Here is a 16,818-nt window from a genome sequence, read left to right on the forward strand (position 1 = left end):
CCGCAGTGTTCCACCGCATCGAGCAGCAGCGGATACCCCGCCGTATCGTCCGGTTGGGGCGGCAGGTGCGGGCAATCCGTGACGGTCAGGCGCGTGCCGCTGCGCAGCGTGCGTACGGAGCCGCTGCCGGTGAAGACCAGCGCGCGAACCTCGATCGCTTCCATCACCTGTTCGGCGACGCGCTGCGCGCTGGTCGTGTCCGGCGCCAGCGACAGGCTCACTGAAAAATAGGGATCCGGACTCACGGCACGGCCGGAAAAGACGCCGTAGCGCGCCGGCGCATGACCACGGATCGCGCGCTTGGCTTCGGGGTCCCAGGCGCTCACCGCCACGCCGCCGACCGCGGCACGCGTCTCACAGATCAACTGCTGGATGGCGTCAGCCGATTCCTGGCTATGCGCACGGTGGTAGCGGATACCACCGCCGGCCGCGGACTCAGGGTCTTCCGGCAATTGCGCGCTGTCGGCAAAGAAGACCACGGCATGACCGAAGGGCGCTTCGTCGTCTTCCGCCACGGTATATCCGAGACCGGCCTCGGCCAGCAGGCGCGACAAGAATTGGTAGTCGGTCTCGCGGAATTGCGCGATGTGGTCGCGTTCACCGAACGCGGCGATGCGGGCTTCGGCACCGGCGGCGTAACGCCAGTGCGCATACGGCGCATAGTCCTGAAGAACGGCTTCGATGATGCTGTCGAGCGTGCGGTTCTGGAACACCTGACTGTGGTGCTGCTGCGTGGTCAGCCACAGCCAAGGGATCACGGTCAGGCGATAGCGCGCGAGGCTGCCGTCGGCACCAAGCTTCTCGGCCTGGCGGATCAGGCCGGTGCGGCGTGACTGGCCACCGCCGGCGAGCGTAGTCAGCAGCGTGGTGCGCTGCCCCATCAGACTGTCCAGCGCGATGTCGGCATTGGCGCTGACCGCCACGATGCGCCATTCGAACAGCGCCGAGATGGCTTCGCGGCCGACCCAGGCTTCGACCGCTAGTTCGCGGATAACACCCTCGCCTTCGAGTGCAAATAAGCGATGGGCCGCGCTGAAGAGCTGCTGGTAAAGGGTGGCTGCATCCATTCGCTTTCCGAACTCCCTGCGTCCATCGCAACAATCGTGCCATCAGAATAAATGGCAAATATGTCAAAAATAGTTCGCAGTATTCTAGAGCCGTGCGTTAATGCCGGGCAGCGGAAAATTCTGCGTATGCAGCAGCCGCGCCTGCCGCATGCAGGACGGCCGTGCGGGCAGCGCGATAGGGAGAAGCGGGAGAGCGGCCCCGGCCACGCTGGCGCCTGGCAGCGCCGGCCGCATCGTTCAGCGGCGAAGTGCCGGACTCAGTGCCCGCCGCACACCGGGCAATCCGGCGTCCGAGCCAGCCGCATGGTGGTCCATTCCATCGACAGCGCATTGACCATCAGCAGCCGGCCGGCGAGGCTGTCGCCCACGTCGGCAAGCAGCTTGAGGGCCTCGGCTGCCTGCACGGTGCCGACCATGCCGACCAGTGGCGCGAACACGCCCATGGTGGCGCAGGCGACTTCCGGCGCGGGTTCGGCCGGCGGGAACAGGCAGGCGTAACACGGCGCGTCGGGCTGGCGGCGGTCGAATACGCTGATCTGGCCGTCGAAGCGCAGCGCGGCGCCGGAGACCAGTGGCACCTTGTGGCGCACGCAGGCGCGGTTGACGGCCTGGCGCGTGGCGAAGTTGTCGCAGCAGTCGAGCACCACGCTGGCCGACGCCACCAGCTTGTCCAGTTCGTCGTCCCCCACGCGCGCCGGCACCGTGACGATGTCCAGGCCGGGATTGATGCGCAGCATGCCTTCGCGGGCGGAGTCGACCTTGGGCCGGCCCACGTTGGCGGTGGTGTGGATGATCTGGCGCTGCAGGTTGGTCAGGTCGACCTCGTCGTTGTCGACCACAGTGATGCGGCCGACGCCGGCCGAGGCCAGGAAGGGCAGGGCGGCGGCGCCGAGGCCACCGGCGCCGATCACCACGGCGTGGCCGGCCAGCAGGCGGCGCTGGCCTTCGATGCCCAGCTCGTCGAGCAGGATATGGCGCGAATAGCGCAGCAGTTGTTCGTCGTCGAGGCCGTCGGACGGGTCGTCCTGCGGGCCTGCGTGGGTCGCGTCGCTCATGCCGGCAGCCTCACTGAAAGGCCTGTGGAATTTACGGTGCCTTGCCAGTCGGCGTGCCCAGCGGCTCGCCGATCGGCGCGCTGGCGGGCGGCTGCTTGCCGGGGGCCGGCGCCGCCGGCTTGGCGGCCGGTGCGCTGACGCCCCTGGCGCCGCTCTTGCCCGTGGGCTTGGCGGCCTTGCCGTTATCGGCCGGCGGGTTGGTCTCGAGCTTCGACTTCGAGCGCTTGACCGGCTGGCCGTTGAGCTGGGCGATCGCCTGCTGCAGCATGAAGTCGTCGGCCGAGCCGAATTCCACCGGCTTCTTACGGCGCTCTTTTTCGCGCTCTTCCGGGGTCTTCTTGGCGTTCTCTTCTTCCAGGCGGCGCAGTTCCTCGACGCGGCGCTGCTCGCGTTCGGTCATTTCCGGTTCTTCCGATTCCTGCTTGTTGTGCAGATGGCGCTCGGTGTCGATCTCGCGCGTGATCAGCGCGTCGTCCGGGTCGCCTTCGGGGTTCTGGTCGACCGGGATATCCGGGCGGATGCCCTTGGCCTGGATCGACTTGCCGCTCGGCGTGTAGTAGTACGCGATGGTGAGCTTGATGCCGGTGTCGTTGGTGAGCGGGCGCACGGTCTGCACCGAGCCCTTGCCAAAGGTGGTCTTGCCCATGATCTGGGCGCGGTGGTGGTCCTGCAGCGCGCCGGCCACGATCTCGGAGGCCGAGGCGGAGTAGGCGTTGGTCAGCACCACCATCGGGATCTTCTTGTACAGCGCGGGCAGGTCCTTGAGCGGATCATCTTCCAGCGACGACAGGCGGTAGTTGTTGTACGTTGCCTTGTACACGCGCTTGGCATCGGGCACCTGGCCGTTGGTCGACACCACCGTGGCGTCTTCCGGCAGGAACGCCGCGGCCACGCCGACCGCGCCCTGCAGCACGCCGCCGCCGTTGTTGCGCAGGTCCAGCACCAGGCCCTTCATGTTGGGGTTCTTCTGCGCCAGCTCGGTGAGCTTGCGCGACAGGTCGGAAATGGTGCGTTCCTGGAAGCTGGTCAGGCGGATCCAGCCGATATTGTTGTCCAGCATCTTGGCCTTGACCGACTGCACGCGGATTTCGGCGCGCGTGATCGAGACCGGGAAGGTGCGTTCCTCGCTCTTGCGGTAGATCGTCAGCGTGACCTTGGTGCCGGGCTCGCCGCGCATGCGCTTGACCGCCTGCTCCAGCGGCAGCCCGCGCACGGGCTTGTCGTCGATACGGGTGATCAGGTCGCCGGGCTGGATGCCGGCGCGAAAGGCGGGCGTGTCCTCGATCGGGTTGATCACCTTGACCAGGCCTTCTTCCTGCGAGATTTCGATGCCCAGGCCGGCAAAGCGCCCGCGCGTGCCTTCCTGCAGTTCCTTGAAGTCCTTCTCGTCCAGGTAGGACGAATGCGGGTCGAGGCTGGCGACCATGCCCTTGATGGCTTCGGTCAGCAGCTTCTTGTCATCGACCGGCTCCACGTACTCGCGCTTGATCTGCCCGAAGATATCGGCCATCAGCCGCAACTGGTCCAGCGGCAGGGGCCCCGATGAATTCTGCGCGGTCGCCGAAATCTGCAGCGTGGCGAGCACGCCGGCGACGAGGCCGACAGAAACTAGGCTGATGTTCTTGAGCGTCTTGCGCATGAGGGCTGCCTGAACTTGTACGCGAAGTACGGGTGTACGGTATGGGGATTATGCCGGCTGCGGCCGCCCGGCGCGGGCGGTTTGTCCGACAGTATAAGTGCGAGTGGAGAAATGGGCCTGTCCCGTCCCGGCTCAGGGTGGGCGGCCGCACATCCTGGCGCGGCCGCCCGGGCGGATCTCAGCGTGCCTTGCCCTGGCTGGCCACGGCCGCCAGCGAGGCGGCGATGGCTTCCTGGTCACCCAGGTAGTAGTGGCGCAGGGGGCGCAGGTCGGCGTCGAGCTCGTAGACGAGGGGGGTGCCGTTGGGAATATTGAGGCCGACGATGTCGTCATCCGAAATCTGGTCCAGGTATTTCACCAGCGCGCGGATGCTGTTGCCGTGGGCGGCAATCACCACGCGCTTGCCGGATTGGATGTCGGGGGCGATGGATTCGTTCCACAGCGGCATCACGCGGGCCACGGTGTCCTTCAGGCACTCGGTCAGTGGGATTTCGTTGCGCGGCACATTGGCGTAGCGCGGATCGTCGTACGAGGCGCGCGGATCGGTCGGCTCCAGCGCCGGCGGCGGCGTGTCGTAGCTGCGGCGCCAGACCAGCACCTGTTCGTCGCCGAACTTGGCCGCGGTCTCGGACTTGTTCAGGCCGGCCAGGGCGCCATAGTGGCGCTCGTTCAGGCGCCATTCGTTGCGCACCGGAATCCACATCAGGTCCATTTCATCCTGCACGTGCCAGAGCGTGCGGATGGCGCGCTTGAGCACCGAGGTGTAGGCCACGTCGAAGCCCATGCCGGCTTCCTTGAGCAGCTTGCCGGCCTGGCGCGCCTGGGCGGCGCCGGTGTCGGTCAGGTCGACGTCGACCCAGCCGGTAAAGCGGTTTTCGAGGTTCCACGTGGATTCGCCGTGGCGGATGAGGACGAGCTTGTACATGCTGCTGCTTCCAGAGAGTAGGTAACCTGCATGCGTCCGCGCCGTCACCTGGAGGGCCGTGAAATGAGGCCAGGACGGGATTCAGTAAGCATCCCATGTCTCGGACAGGCGACAATGGCGGATGGCCGTGCAGCGGCAGGGCCTGGACGCCAAACCGCGTATTTTATAATGCCGCCGACCCAACCTACCGGAAAGCCAACGTGAATTTCTTCGCCGACTATAACAACCTCGCCCTGATCGCCCTCGCCGTGGTGTCGGGCGGCCTGCTGGCCTGGCCCGCGATCTCGCGCAGCGCGGGCGGCAAGTCGGTCAATACGGCCACCGCGACCCAACTGATCAACAAGCGCGGCGCGGTCGTGGTCGACATCCGCGAGCCCGCGGAGTACGCCAAGGGCCACCTGCCGCAGGCCAAGAGCGCGCCGCTGGCCGACCTGCCCTCGCGCGCGGCCGGGCTTGCAAAGGACAAGGCTGCCCCCATCATCGTGGTATGCCAGACCGGCCAGCGCTCGGGCAAGGCCCAGGCAGCGCTGAAGGAAGCCGGTTACAGTGAGATCTACGCGCTCGAGGGCGGCATTGCCGCCTGGCAGCAGGCCGGCCTGCCGCTGGTGAAGTAAGCGCGGCAACCTGTCGTAACCGTCGGCGTGTCCCGGCCAGGCCAGGGCGCGCCCATTGCATTCAAGGAGAACCCACATGGCCCGCGTCGTCATGTACAGCACCGTGGTGTGCCCGTATTGCGTCATGGCTGAACGCCTGCTCAAGTCCCGCGGCGTGGAAACGATCGAGAAAATCCTGATCGACCGCGAACCGGGCAAGCGTGAAGAGATGATGAGCCGCACCGGCCGCCGCACCGTGCCGCAGATCTACATCGACGACACCCACGTGGGCGGCTTCGACGACCTCTCGGCGCTCGACCGCCAGGGCGGACTGCTGCCGCTGCTGGCCGCCTGAGCCACCGCATTGGGACGGCCTCTGCGCAGAATCGTCTGATTTCGCGCGGGCTGGTCCCGCCATCCCCTCCGGCGCGGGTGAATTCGCCACTCGCGTCATGTACCATATGCGTTTTCCAACCGGGAACCGGCCGGCCCTGCACGATGCAGGCGCTGCCGCCGCCGTCCCCGACACGCATCCAGCCCATCCTCCCGGAAGCCTTTCATGAGCGACCAGCAAAACACCCAGCAGGACGATCAACCTTTCTTCAACATCCAGCGCGTCTACCTGAAGGACATGTCGCTGGAGCAGCCCAACTCGCCGGCGATCTTCCTGGAATCGGAAGCCCCGTCGGTGGAAGTGCAGGTCAACGTCGGCGCTTCGCAGCTGCAGGAAGGCATCTTCGAAGTGGTGGTGACCGGCACCGTGACGACCAAGGTGCAGGACAAGGTCGCCTTCCTGGTTGAAGCGCACCAGGCCGGTATCTTCGATATCCGCAACGTGCCGGTCGAGCAGCTGGACCCGCTGCTGGGCATTGCCTGCCCCACCATCCTCTACCCGTACCTGCGCGGCAATATCGCCGACGTGATCACGCGCGCCGGCTTCCAGGCCATCCACCTGTCGGAAATCAACTTCCAGGCGCTGTACGAGCAGCGCCTGCAGGCCGCCATGGAAGAGGCGCAGGGTGGTGCCGAAGGCGGCAACAGCGGCATCGTGATGCCCGACGGCAGCCAGGCTCGCCACTGATCCCGGCGTTCTGCGCCATCCACTGAAACGGGGCTGCGGCCCCGTTTTGCCTTTGGGCTACCATCGTTGGCGCAAGCGGCCAAAGCGCTTGCGCCAACTACTGTTCGAGCTGCCATGAAACTGACCTTCCTGGGTGCCGGGGCGTGGGGCACCGCCCTCGCCAGCCATGCCGCGGCCACCAATGACGTGGTGTTGTGGGGACGCGACCCGGCGCAGCTCGCGGCGCTCGCGGCCACGCGCGAGAACGCTGCCTACCTGCCCGGCGTGACACTGTCCGAACGGCTGGCGGTGCAGGCGGATTTCGAGCAGGCGGTGGCGCACGCCGCCGACGATGCGGACGGCATCGTGGTGGTGGCGACGCCGGTGGCGGGCTTGCGCGAGATGACGCGCCGGCTGGCCGCGCGCGGCGCGAAGCCGGTGTCGATGCTGTGGCTGTGCAAGGGCTTCGAGGCCGGCACCCACCTGCTTCCGCACCAGATGGTGCGGGCCGAGCTCGACGCCGTCGGGCGCACCGAGGGCTTTGCCTATGGCGTGCTGACCGGCCCCAGCTTCGCCCGCGAGGTGGCGCTGGGGCTGCCGTGCGCGCTGACCGTGGCCGGCACCGAGCCCTCGCTGGCGGACCGCGCCCAGGCGGCCTTCCACCATCACGCCATGCGCATCTATGGCAGCGATGACCTGACCGGCGTGGAAGTCGGCGGGGCGGTCAAGAACGTGCTGGCGATCGCCACCGGCGCCAGCGACGGGCTGGGCCTGGGGCTGAACGCGCGCGCGGCGCTGGTGACGCGCGGGCTGGCCGAGATGACGCGGCTTGGCCTGGCGCTGGGCGGCCGGGTCGAGACCTTCATGGGCCTGGCCGGCGTCGGCGACCTGATCCTGACCGCCACCGGCGATCTGTCGCGCAACCGCAAGGTCGGACAGCAACTGGCGGCGGGGCAGAGCCTGGAGCAGATCCTGGCCGGCCTGGGGCATGTTGCCGAAGGCGTGCGCTGCGCGCAGGCGGTGGCCGAACTGGCCGCCACGCATGGCATCGAAATGCCGATCGCGCGCGCCGTCTGCGCGGTGCTGTTCGACGGGCTCAGCGCCGCCGACGCGGTGGCGCAGCTGCTGCAACGCGACGCGCGCGACGAATGACAGGCCGTGTATCCACTGATTCCTGAGCTTCTGCATCGCATGTCAACACGACGCCAGGCGCTGATCGCGCTCGCTGCCGCCTGCGCCGCCGGGGCCTCCGGCAGCGCTATCGCCCAACCCTGGCCGGCGCGGCCGCTGCGCATGGTGGTGCCGTTCCCGCCGGGCTCGTCGCCCGACCTGATCGCGCGCATCCTGACCGAAAAGCTGGCCGCCGCGCTCGGCCAGCCGGTGGTGGTGGAAAACCGCCCGGGCGCCGGCGGCAACATCGGCACCGGCATGGTCGCGCGCGCGGCGCCGGACGGCTACACGCTGCTGTTCACCATCAACGGCCCGCTGGTGACCGCGCCCACACTGTCGCGCAACCTCAACTACGATCCGTTCCGACAGTTGGCCCCGGTCACGCTGGTGGCGACCTCGCCCAATGTGCTGGTGGTCGATGCAAGACTGCCGGTGCACAACCTGCGCGAGTTCGTCGCGCTGGCGCGGTCCCGGGCGGGGGAACTGAACTATGGCTCGCCCGGCAACGGCAGCGCCTCGCACCTGGCGATGGAGCAGCTGAAGGCGATGGCGGGCGTCGACCTGCAGCACGTGCCGTATCCCGGCTTTCCGCAGGTCGCCACGGCGATGGTCGGCGGGCAGGTGCAGGCGGCTTTCATGGTGCCGGCGATCGCGATGCCGCAGGTCAACGCCGGCAAGCTGCGCGTGCTGGCGGTGACCACCACGGGGCGCACCGCGGTGCTGCCGTCGGTCCCTACGGTGGCGGAGTCGGGCTACCCCGGCTTCGAGGCGATTTCCTGGCAGGCCGTGCTGGCGCCCGCGGGCACGCCGCAGGCGGTGATCGACCGGCTCTACCGCGAACTGGTGGCGATCATCGGCAACGCCGACGTGCGCGACAAGATGCGCGCGCAGTATTTCGTGCCGGCCGGCACCGCGCCGGCATCGCTGCGGCAGACCATGGCCAGCGAGAAGGCGCGCTGGGACAAGGTGATCCGCGCAGCCGGCGTGCAGCCGGAGTAAGCCGGACTGGCCCTGGGGGCAGCGTCAGCTGCCGCCCGCGAAGCCGTTCTGCCGCCAGGCTTCGAATACCACCACGGCAACCGTATTGGACAGGTTCAGGCTGCGGTTGTCCGGCCGCATCGGTAGCCGGATGCGCTGCGCGGGAGGGAACCACTCGCGGCGCTCGGGCGACAGTCCGCGCGTCTCGGAGCCGAACACGAACCAGTCGCCCGGCCGGAACGCCACCTGGCCGAACGGCGTGGAGCCGCGCGTGGTCAGGGCAAACATGCGCGTCGGGTCCGGTTGTTCGCTGGCCATCAGCGCATCCCAGCTGTCGTGCACGCGCATGGTGGCGTACTCATGGTAATCCAGCCCCGCGCGGCGCATGCGTGCGTCCTCCAGCGGAAATCCCAGCGGTTTGACCAGGTGCAGCTGCGCGCCGGTGTTGGCACACAGGCGGATCACATTGCCGGTATTGGGCGGGATTTCCGGTTCGACCAGGACGACGTGGAACATGATGCGGGGCGATGGCGGGCGCGCGGGCGCCCTTCGTCAGAACGGTGCGCAGCTTACCGCGCGCCCGTGCCCCTGTCATCCCGCCCGCTACGGCGTGCGCAGCGCGACGATCACGCTGACCCGGGCCGCGCCCCGCGCCTTGAGCACGGCGGCGGCCTCTTGCAGGGTCGCGCCGGAAGTCATCACATCGTCCACCAGCGCCACGTGCAGGCCATCGAGCCGCGTGGCGCGCGTGGGCGCGAACGCGCCGCGCAGGTTCACCTGCCGCGCGGCCAGGTCCAGCGCGCGCTGGCTGCCGGTGTCGCGCTGGCGTTGCAGCAGCACCGGGTCGGCGCGCAGGCCCAGGAGGCGCGCCAGCGGCCGGGCGATTTCCCAGGCCTGATTGAAGCCGCGCGCGGCCAGCCGTTGCGGCGACAGCGGCACCGGCACGATCAGGTCGGGTGCGGCATGCCGGGCCGCGGCCCAGGCCCCGGGCAGGCCCTGCGCCAGCCTGGCGGCGAGCCAGGCCGCCAGCGGCAAGGCGTGGCCGAACTTGAGCGACAGCACCAGCTGGTCCTGCGGCGAAGCGTAGTCGCCCAGCGTATGGGCGTGGTCGAAGGCGCGGGGCGAGGCGCCGCAGGCCGGGCAGTGGAAATGCCGCCCCAGCGCCAGCGCGCATACCGGGCAGCGCCGCACCGGGCGCAGCAGGTCGGCGGCGCAGGGCGCGCACACCACCTGCCGCTGCACCGCCCCGCACAGCGCGCAGGCGCTGGGCAACAACTGTTCGCGCGCACTGGACCAGGCGCGGCCGGCGGCGCCGGCAGCCTGCGCGGCGCGCGCGTATACTTGCCGTCCGGTCGCGGCCCATCGGGCGCGGCGGCCTTGTTCGTCCGGCGCCTTGGGCAGACCCTGCCCGCGCGCCGGTTCCTGTTTTCCTTGCTGCCCTGTCTGCCCGTGTCCCTGCATGCCGCCGATTCTCCCGATGCCTTCCTGCCGCCCGCGCGCCTGACCCGGCTCGCCTTCGACCGGCGCAGCCGCGGCTTCGGCCAGCTCGATTTCCTGCTGGGCGAGATCGGCCGCCGCATGCAGGAGCGCATGGAGGTGATCCGCCTGGCGCCGCAGCGCGCGCTCGATATCGGCTGCGGCCACGGCCAGGGCCTGGCGGGGCTGCGCGCGCGCTTTCCGGATGCGCAGATCGCCGGCCTGGACATCTCCGGCGCGATGCTTGCCGAGGCCGGCCAGCGCGATCCGCAGCGCCGGCCGGGCTGGATCGGCCGCATGCTGGGCAAGCGGCCGCTGTTCGACCTGGTCCAGGGCGATCTTGCCACACTGCCTTTTGCGCCCGCGAGCTTCGACCTGCTGTGGTCCAACCTCGCCCTGCACTGGCATCCGGAGCCGCACCGCGTGTTCCCGGAGTGGCACCGGGTGGCGCGCGACGAGGGACTGGTGCTGTTCTCGCTGTTCGGCCCGGACACGCTGAAGGAGCTGCGCGCGGCCTTCGCCGAGGTCGACGACGCGGCCCATACGTTGCGCTTTGTCGACATGCATGACATCGGCGACATGCTGGTGCACAGCGGCTGGTCGACCCCGGTGATGGACATGGAGACCCTGACCGTGACCTACGAGTCGCCCGTGACGCTGCTGCGCGAGGTGCAGGCCTTCGGCGGCCTGCGCGTGCCGGCCGGGGCGCCGCCGCAGGGTCTGCGCGGCCGCGGCTGGTACCAGGCGCTGATGCAGGCGGTGGAGCGGCGGCGCAACGCCGACGGCGTGATCCCGCTGAGTTTCGAGATCGTCTACGGCCATGCCTGGAAGCTGGCGTCGCGCGGCGCGCAGGCGCGTGACGGCGAAGGCCGCGCGGTGGTGCCGCTGGACCAGATCGGCCGTGCAAAACCGCGTCGCGCAGGTTAAAACTGAGTTAACTTGCGCCGGCTCGCGATTGCCGCAAACATAGAGCCGGCGCGGCGGGCAGGGCGATGGCAGTATTTCGGCCCATGCACAGAATCAGGCGGCGCGCAAGCCTTGCGGTCAAGTCGCGCCCTTGTCCGTGTATGGGAAGCGCCCTATAATGCGCCAGTTTGTCGCAGTGGTCCCCTGGCACAAGAACGTCCTGGTTTGCACGCACTGTGCGGTCCGGACGCCATCGTCCCGGGTGTGCATCCGATGCAGAGTGGTTGGCGATGCAAGACTTGGGTATCGCATTCCAGACGGCAGGTGGTGACTCCGGCGGAAATCTCGACGGACCTTCCTCCTCGCCCCACGACTGGCTGATGAAGCGGAACTGCTCGCTGAGTCCACGCCAGGTCGGCTGGTTTTACCTCTCGATCCTCACGGTTTCGCTTGCCATCGCGTTGTTTTTCGCCTGGCAAGGGTCGTGGCTCGTGCTGCCCTTTGCCAGCATCGAGCTGATCGGGCTGGGCATCGCCCTGCTTGTGTATGCGCGCCATGCGACAGACTATGAGCGCGTCAGCATCACCGACGGCACGCTGGTCGTGGAGACAGCCAGCGCCGGACGGGTGACGCGCCAGGAATTCAATCCGTGCTGGGTGCGGATCGAACTGGGTGAATCGTTCCGCGCGCTGGTGATACTGCGCTCGGGCAGGCGTGCGGTACAGGTGGGGTGTTACGTGGACCCGTACCGGCGACGCAAGTTCGCGCAGGAGCTCGCAGCGGCCTTGCGCCGCCTCTGAGAGGCGGCGGAAGCGGCGGCGGGGACAGATTTGAATCTGTAAATTGGGTAGATAACAAATGAAAATGTGGAAGAAGGCATCCGCAGTTTGTCTGGCCGGCGTGTCCCTGCTTGCCAGCCAGGCGGCGTCCGCGGTCAGCGACATGCCGGGCGGCCCCGCCGTGCGCCAGCTCAACCTGACCGAGCCGGTTACCAAGATCGCCGAACAGATTCACTGGCTGAACTGGATGATGCTGATCATCTGCACGGTGATCTTCATCGCGGTGTTTGCCGTGATGTTCTATTCCATCTTCACGCACCGCAAGGCCAAGGGCGCCAAGCCCGCCTCCTTCCACGAGAGCATCACCGTCGAGGTGGTGTGGACCATCGTCCCGTTCCTGATCGTGATCGCGATGGCCCTGCCGGCCACCAAGACCGTGGTCGCGATGAAGGACACCACCAACTCCGACGTCACCATCAAGGCCACCGGCTACCAGTGGAAGTGGGGCTATGACTACCTGAAGGGCGAAGGCGAGGGCATCTCCTTCGTCTCGACCCTGACCACCCCGCGCGAGCAGATCAACAACGAGCAGGCCAAGTCGAACACCTACCTGATGGAGGTGGACAACGAGCTGGTGGTGCCCGTCAACAAGAAGATCCGCATCGTCACCACCGCCAACGACGTGATCCACGCCTGGATGATCCCGGCCTTCGGCGTCAAGCAGGATGCGATCCCCGGCTTCGTGCGCGACACCTGGTTCAAGGCCGAGAAGATCGGGGTGTACCGCGGCCAGTGCGCCGAGTTGTGCGGCAAGGAACACGCCTTCATGCCGATCGTGGTGCGCGTGGTCTCTGACGCCGACTACACCAAGTGGGTCGACGGCAAGAAGAAGGAGCTGGCGGCCAAGGCCGACGATCCCAACAAGACCTGGACCCTGGACGAAGCCAAGGTGCGCGGCGAGAAGATCTACGCGGCCAACTGCGCGGTCTGCCACCAGCCCAACGGCAAGGGCGGCGGCGCGTTCCCGGCGCTGGACGGCTCCAAGATCGTGAACGGCCCGAAGGCCGGCCAGATGCACATGCTGCTGGAAGGCAAGGGCGGCATGCCGTCGTGGAAGCAGCTGTCGGACACCGAGCTGGCCACGGTCATGACCTATACGCGCAACGCCTGGAGCAACAAGACGGGTGAAGTGATCCAGCCGAGCGAATTCGTGGGTGCCCGCGCGGGCAAGTTCCCCGAAGGCGGTGGCGCGGCCGGCGGCGAAGCGCCGAAGGCCGAAGCCAATCCGGCCGCCCAGGCTGACAAGCAGGCCAGTCTCGCGGGCAACCGCGTCGCCGGCTGACCCGCTGAAGACAGAACAGGATTAGAGGAGCATTTGCGATGAGTACTGCTACCCCGGACGCACTCGCCCATCCGCACGATCACGCGCATGACGACCACGCGCACGATCACCCGCATGGCTGGCGCCGCTGGCTGTTCGCCACCAACCACAAGGACATCGGTACGCTGTACCTGCTGTTCTCGTTCATCATGCTGCTGTCGGGCGGCGTGCTGGCACTGCTGATCCGCCTGGAACTGTTCGAGCCGGGCCTGCAGTTCTTCCGCCCCGAGCTGTTCAACCAGTTCACCACCATGCACGGCCTGGTGATGGTGTTCGGCGCGATCATGCCGGCCTTCGTCGGCTTCGCCAACTGGATGATCCCGCTGCAGATCGGCGCTTCCGACATGGCGTTCGCGCGCATGAACAACTTCAGCTTCTGGCTGATGCCGCCGGCCGCGCTGCTGCTGGCCGGCTCGTTCTTCGTGCCGGGTGGCGCCACCGCCGCGGGCTGGACCCTGTACGCGCCGCTGTCGGTGCAGATGGGCCCGGGCATGGACATGGCCATCTTCGCCATGCACATCATGGGCGCGTCGTCGATCATGGGCTCGATCAACATCATCGTGACCATCCTCAACATGCGCGCCCCCGGCATGACGCTGATGAAGATGCCGATGTTCTGCTGGACCTGGCTGATCACCGCCTACCTGCTGATCGCCGTGATGCCGGTGCTGGCAGGCGCCATCACCATGGTGCTGACCGACCGCCACTTCGGCACCAGCTTCTTCTCGGCCGCCGGCGGCGGCGACCCGGTGATGTACCAGCATATCTTCTGGTTCTTCGGCCATCCCGAGGTCTACATCATGATCCTGCCGGCGTTCGGGATCATCTCGCACGTGGTGCCGGCGTTCGCGCGCAAGCGCCTGTTCGGCTACAGCTCGATGGTGTACGCCACCGCCTCGATCGCCATCCTGTCGTTCATCGTGTGGGCCCACCACATGTTCACGACCGGCATGCCGGTAACCGGCCAGCTGTTCTTCATGTACGCGACCATGCTGATCGCGGTGCCGACCGCGGTGAAGATCTTCAACTGGATCGCCACCATGTGGCGCGGCTCGATGACCTTTGAGACCCCGATGCTGTTCGCGATCGGCTTTATCTTCGTGTTCACCATCGGCGGCTTCACCGGCCTGATGCCGGCCGTGGCCCCGATCGACATCCAGCTGCAGGACACCTACTTCATCGTGGCGCACTTCCACTATGTGCTGGTGGCCGGCTCGCTGTTCGCGCTGTTCGCGGGCTTCTACTACTGGGGTCCGAAGTGGAGCGGGTTCATGTACAACGAGGCTCGCGGCCAGATCCACTTCTGGGGTTCGCTGATCTTCTTCAACGTGACCTTCTTCCCGATGCACTTCCTGGGCCTGGCCGGCATGCCGCGCCGTTATGCCGACTACCCGACCCAGTTCGCCGACTTCAACGCGATTGCGTCGATCGGTGCGCTCGGCTTCGGCCTGATGCAGGTGTATTTCTTCTTCTTCGTGGTGCTGCCGTCGTACCGCGGCGGCCAGCAGGCCTCGGACAAGCCCTGGGATGGCGCCGAAGGCCTGGAGTGGACCGTGCCGTCGCCGGCGCCGTTCCACACCTTTGAAGTTCCGCCGCAGGTCCGCTAAGGCGGCATCCGCGTAACCAGGCCGTGGAGGGGCGGCAGCGTCCGCCCCTCCGCGCCGGCAGGTATCAAGACCGTTATGCAGTCTCCAGACAAAAGCCCGTCACGCCCGGACCACAAGGCCGCCAACCGGCGCCTTGGCCTGATCCTGTTGTCGATCGTGGTGGTTTTCTTTCTGGGGTTCTTCGCCAAGATGAAGTTCCTTGGCTGAGGCGGCAGGGTAGCGAGATGAGCATCGAGCAGCAGTCGCGCAGGGAAGCTGACAAGGAAGCGGACAAGCAAGCGGACAAGCGGTTCAACCGCGGCATGATGCTGCGGCTGGTGGTGATCGTTGCCGTGATGTTCGGCTTTGGCTACGCGCTGGTGCCGCTGTACAAGAAGATCTGCGAAATCACCGGCATCAACGTGATCACCACGCGCGAGCTGCATGGCGCGGTCAAGAACACGCAGATCGACAAGAGCCGCACCATCACGGTGGAGTTCGACTCCAACGCGCGCGGGCCCTTCGCCTTCCGGCCGGTCAAGAACAGCATGGAAGTGCATCCCGGCGAGATGGCGACGATCGTCTACGAGGTGGCCAACGGACAGCCGCGCGATATCTCGGCGCAGGCGATCCCGAGCTACGCGCCCAAGCAGGCGACCCAGTATTTCATGAAGCTGGAGTGCTTCTGCTTCAAGCAGCAGACGCTCAAGGCGAACGAGGCGCGCGAGATGCCGGTGGTGTTCGTGATCGATCCCGCGCTGCCCAAGGATGTAAAGAGCATTACGCTGTCGTACACCTTTTTCGAGGTGGGCACGCCGGTGGCGCAGGCGCCCGAAGGCCAGCTGGCGCCGCAGCCCGCGCCGGCCGGCAAGGGCATCTGAAGCGGACCGCGGCGGAAGCCGGTCGGGCGGAGGACGGGCGATGGACGAGATGAAAGACGCGGTCAAGCGCAAGCTGTCTTTTGCGCAGACCATGCGCGCGGTGCTGTGGTCGTTCATCGGCTTGCGCAAGGGCGCGGAGCACGAACGCGACATGGCGCGGCTGAACCCGGTACATGTGGTGATCGCCGGGTTGATCGCGGCGGCGGTGTTCATCGCGATCCTGGTGGTGATCGTGCGCATGGTGGTGAGCCAGGCGGCGGCGTAGCAGGGCAGGAAGGGTAGACAAAGCAGTCGCAGAACAAAGCAACCGCGGCGGCGGGGCGGCCCAGAGGAGGCGGGCGGCCTGCAGTGCCAAGGCGGGGACAACGAATACTGAATCAAAGACTCTGAGCTGGAGATAAAAGAATGAGTGCGAATCGCGCAAACGCTCCGTACTACTTCGTACCGGGCCCGTCGCGCCACCCCATCACCGCTAGCTTCGGCCTGCTGATGACGGGTGCCGGCGCCGCCGGTTGGGTAAACGGGCAGCCCTGGGCGCCGTACCTGTGCGGCTTCGGCCTGCTGTGGTTCCTGTTCGTGCTCAAGAGCTGGTTTGGCGACGCCATCCGCGAGTCCGAGGGCGGCATGTACGGCAAGAACATCGACCTGTCGTTCCGCTGGTCGATGGGCTGGTTCATCTTCTCCGAAGTGATGTTCTTCGCCGCGTTCTTCGGCGCGCTGTTCTATGCCCGCGCCATCGCCATGCCGTGGCTGGGCGACCTGAACAACAAGATCCTGTGGCCCGACTTTGCCGCGGTATGGCCCAACACCGGCCCGGCCGGCGTGGTGGAAAACTTCCAGACCATGGGCCCGTGGCCGATCCCGACCATCAACACCGCGCTGCTGCTGATGTCGGGCGTGACGCTGACCTGGGCGCACCACGCGCTGCTGGCCGGCAAGCGCAGCCAGCTGATCCAGGGCCTGGCGCTGACCATCCTGCTGGGCGCGATCTTCATGGGCTTCCAGGTGTACGAGTACATGCACGCCTACTCGGACCTGAACCTGAAGCTGAGCTCGGGCATCTACGGCTCGACCTTCTTCCTGCTGACCGGCTTCCACGGTTTCCACGTGACCATGGGCGCGATCATGCTGGCGGTGGTGCTGATCCGCGTGCTGAAGGGCCACTTCACCCCCGAGCACCACTTCGCTTTCGAAGGCGCGGCCTGGTACTGGCACTTCGTTGACGTGGTGTGGCTGTTCCTCTACATCGTGGTGTACTGGCTGTAACCGGCTGCCGTACCGGCCGGCGGGCCCCGCAACCGAGCGGGACCGCCGGCGCCAAC

19 protein-coding genes are annotated in these 16,818 nt (G+C 67.2%); 13 read left to right on the forward strand and 6 right to left on the reverse strand.

Translation table 11 applies throughout. From position 1 onward, the window contains the following. From C7416_RS08365 to gpmA, 4 genes are all read right to left on the reverse strand, one after another. The coding region (locus C7416_RS08365) for a type VI secretion system Vgr family protein (protein WP_146604257.1) at positions 1-1,067 on the reverse strand (1,067 nt) is incomplete at its 3' end. A 257-nt stretch (positions 1,068-1,324) separates the two neighbouring features. After that, positions 1,325-2,122: a HesA/MoeB/ThiF family protein gene (locus C7416_RS08370; RefSeq protein WP_111518137.1), complete on the reverse strand. Its 798-nt coding sequence runs from the start codon at positions 2,120-2,122 to the stop codon at positions 1,325-1,327. 31 nt (positions 2,123-2,153) lie between these two features. After that, positions 2,154-3,761, reverse strand: coding sequence for a S41 family peptidase (locus C7416_RS08375; protein WP_111518139.1), 1,608 nt, complete (start codon positions 3,759-3,761; stop codon positions 2,154-2,156). A gap of 178 nt (positions 3,762-3,939) precedes the next feature. Continuing rightward, on the reverse strand, positions 3,940-4,686 hold the full coding sequence (gene gpmA / locus C7416_RS08380) for a 2,3-diphosphoglycerate-dependent phosphoglycerate mutase (RefSeq protein WP_111518141.1): 747 nt from the start codon (positions 4,684-4,686) through the stop codon (positions 3,940-3,942). Between the two features lie 200 nt (positions 4,687-4,886). Here gpmA and C7416_RS08385 point away from each other — a divergent pair, with 200 nt between their 5' ends. From C7416_RS08385 to C7416_RS08405, 5 genes are all read left to right on the forward strand, one after another. After that, complete coding sequence (locus tag C7416_RS08385) at positions 4,887-5,300, forward strand: rhodanese-like domain-containing protein (protein WP_111518143.1); 414 nt, start codon at positions 4,887-4,889, stop codon at positions 5,298-5,300. Between the two features lie 76 nt (positions 5,301-5,376). Then, a complete protein-coding gene (gene grxC, locus C7416_RS08390) occupies positions 5,377-5,634 on the forward strand; it encodes a glutaredoxin 3 (protein WP_111518145.1) in 258 nt (85 codons plus the stop codon). Between the two features lie 204 nt (positions 5,635-5,838). Further along, the gene (gene secB / locus C7416_RS08395; RefSeq protein WP_062796574.1) at positions 5,839-6,360 is read left to right on the forward strand and encodes a protein-export chaperone SecB; all 522 of its coding nucleotides are present in this window, start codon (positions 5,839-5,841) and stop codon (positions 6,358-6,360) included. 114 nt (positions 6,361-6,474) lie between these two features. Beyond that, positions 6,475-7,491, forward strand: coding sequence for an NAD(P)H-dependent glycerol-3-phosphate dehydrogenase (locus C7416_RS08400; protein ID WP_111518147.1), 1,017 nt, complete (start codon positions 6,475-6,477; stop codon positions 7,489-7,491). Positions 7,492-7,530: 39 nt separating this feature from the next. After that, positions 7,531-8,508 (forward strand): Bug family tripartite tricarboxylate transporter substrate binding protein, encoded by a 978-nt coding sequence (locus tag C7416_RS08405; protein WP_111518149.1) that lies wholly within the window; start codon positions 7,531-7,533, stop codon positions 8,506-8,508. Between the two features lie 24 nt (positions 8,509-8,532). On the opposite strand, the gene trmL is transcribed toward C7416_RS08405, so the two are convergent. Next, the gene (trmL, locus tag C7416_RS08410) at positions 8,533-9,003 is read right to left on the reverse strand and encodes a tRNA (uridine(34)/cytosine(34)/5-carboxymethylaminomethyluridine(34)-2'-O)-methyltransferase TrmL (RefSeq protein ID WP_018008667.1); all 471 of its coding nucleotides are present in this window, start codon (positions 9,001-9,003) and stop codon (positions 8,533-8,535) included. 87 nt (positions 9,004-9,090) lie between these two features. Next, positions 9,091-9,948 (reverse strand): ComF family protein, encoded by an 858-nt coding sequence (locus C7416_RS08415; RefSeq protein ID WP_240988139.1) that lies wholly within the window; start codon positions 9,946-9,948, stop codon positions 9,091-9,093. Here C7416_RS08415 and C7416_RS08420 point away from each other — a divergent pair. The 8 genes from C7416_RS08420 (at position 9,937) to C7416_RS08450 (ending at position 16,762) form a co-directional block, all read left to right on the forward strand. After that, positions 9,937-10,890, forward strand: a complete 954-nt coding sequence (locus C7416_RS08420) for a methyltransferase domain-containing protein (RefSeq protein ID WP_181461189.1) — start codon at positions 9,937-9,939, stop codon at positions 10,888-10,890. The genes C7416_RS08415 and C7416_RS08420 overlap by 12 nt on opposite strands. Before the next feature lie 269 nt (positions 10,891-11,159). After that, a complete protein-coding gene (locus C7416_RS08425) occupies positions 11,160-11,669 on the forward strand; it encodes a DUF2244 domain-containing protein (protein ID WP_062796582.1) in 510 nt (169 codons plus the stop codon). Between the two features lie 58 nt (positions 11,670-11,727). Further along, positions 11,728-12,990 (forward strand): cytochrome c oxidase subunit II, encoded by a 1,263-nt coding sequence (gene coxB / locus C7416_RS08430; RefSeq protein WP_111518153.1) that lies wholly within the window; start codon positions 11,728-11,730, stop codon positions 12,988-12,990. Positions 12,991-13,028: 38 nt separating this feature from the next. Beyond that, positions 13,029-14,636 (forward strand): cytochrome c oxidase subunit I, encoded by a 1,608-nt coding sequence (ctaD, locus tag C7416_RS08435; protein WP_018008672.1) that lies wholly within the window; start codon positions 13,029-13,031, stop codon positions 14,634-14,636. Between the two features lie 75 nt (positions 14,637-14,711). Further along, positions 14,712-14,843, forward strand: coding sequence for a cytochrome oxidase small assembly protein (locus C7416_RS29240; RefSeq protein WP_217449847.1), 132 nt, complete (start codon positions 14,712-14,714; stop codon positions 14,841-14,843). Positions 14,844-14,860: 17 nt separating this feature from the next. Next, positions 14,861-15,496, forward strand: coding sequence for a cytochrome c oxidase assembly protein (locus C7416_RS08440; RefSeq protein ID WP_111518155.1), 636 nt, complete (start codon positions 14,861-14,863; stop codon positions 15,494-15,496). Positions 15,497-15,536: 40 nt separating this feature from the next. Beyond that, complete coding sequence (locus tag C7416_RS08445; protein ID WP_111518157.1) at positions 15,537-15,761, forward strand: DUF2970 domain-containing protein; 225 nt, start codon at positions 15,537-15,539, stop codon at positions 15,759-15,761. A gap of 140 nt (positions 15,762-15,901) precedes the next feature. Continuing rightward, complete coding sequence (locus C7416_RS08450) at positions 15,902-16,762, forward strand: cytochrome c oxidase subunit 3 (RefSeq protein WP_111518159.1); 861 nt, start codon at positions 15,902-15,904, stop codon at positions 16,760-16,762. Positions 16,763-16,818: the final 56 nt, after the last annotated feature.

This window comes from Cupriavidus phytorum, from assembly GCF_003254285.1.
In the GTDB taxonomy this organism is placed as follows: Bacteria; Pseudomonadota; Gammaproteobacteria; order Burkholderiales; family Burkholderiaceae; genus Cupriavidus; species Cupriavidus phytorum.

Bases quoted from the DNA above. Each gene is read 5' to 3' on its own strand.
- C7416_RS29240 (WP_217449847.1), top strand. From the start codon at position 14,712: ATGCAGTCTCCAGACAAAAGCCCGTCACGCCCGGACCACAAGGCCGCC.
- ctaD (WP_018008672.1), top strand. From the start codon at position 13,029: ATGAGTACTGCTACCCCGGACGCACTCGCCCATCCGCACGATCACGCG.
- C7416_RS08375 (WP_111518139.1), bottom strand. From the start codon at position 3,761: ATGCGCAAGACGCTCAAGAACATCAGCCTAGTTTCTGTCGGCCTCGTC.
- trmL (WP_018008667.1), bottom strand. From the start codon at position 9,003: ATGTTCCACGTCGTCCTGGTCGAACCGGAAATCCCGCCCAATACCGGC.
- secB (WP_062796574.1), top strand. From the start codon at position 5,839: ATGAGCGACCAGCAAAACACCCAGCAGGACGATCAACCTTTCTTCAAC.
- C7416_RS08440 (WP_111518155.1), top strand. From the start codon at position 14,861: ATGAGCATCGAGCAGCAGTCGCGCAGGGAAGCTGACAAGGAAGCGGAC.
- grxC (WP_111518145.1), top strand. From the start codon at position 5,377: ATGGCCCGCGTCGTCATGTACAGCACCGTGGTGTGCCCGTATTGCGTC.
- C7416_RS08415 (WP_240988139.1), bottom strand. From the start codon at position 9,948: ATGCAGGGACACGGGCAGACAGGGCAGCAAGGAAAACAGGAACCGGCG.
- coxB (WP_111518153.1), top strand. From the start codon at position 11,728: ATGAAAATGTGGAAGAAGGCATCCGCAGTTTGTCTGGCCGGCGTGTCC.
- gpmA (WP_111518141.1), bottom strand. From the start codon at position 4,686: ATGTACAAGCTCGTCCTCATCCGCCACGGCGAATCCACGTGGAACCTC.
- C7416_RS08445 (WP_111518157.1), top strand. From the start codon at position 15,537: ATGGACGAGATGAAAGACGCGGTCAAGCGCAAGCTGTCTTTTGCGCAG.
- C7416_RS08450 (WP_111518159.1), top strand. From the start codon at position 15,902: ATGAGTGCGAATCGCGCAAACGCTCCGTACTACTTCGTACCGGGCCCG.
- C7416_RS08425 (WP_062796582.1), top strand. From the start codon at position 11,160: ATGCAAGACTTGGGTATCGCATTCCAGACGGCAGGTGGTGACTCCGGC.
- C7416_RS08405 (WP_111518149.1), top strand. From the start codon at position 7,531: ATGTCAACACGACGCCAGGCGCTGATCGCGCTCGCTGCCGCCTGCGCC.
- C7416_RS08400 (WP_111518147.1), top strand. From the start codon at position 6,475: ATGAAACTGACCTTCCTGGGTGCCGGGGCGTGGGGCACCGCCCTCGCC.
- C7416_RS08370 (WP_111518137.1), bottom strand. From the start codon at position 2,122: ATGAGCGACGCGACCCACGCAGGCCCGCAGGACGACCCGTCCGACGGC.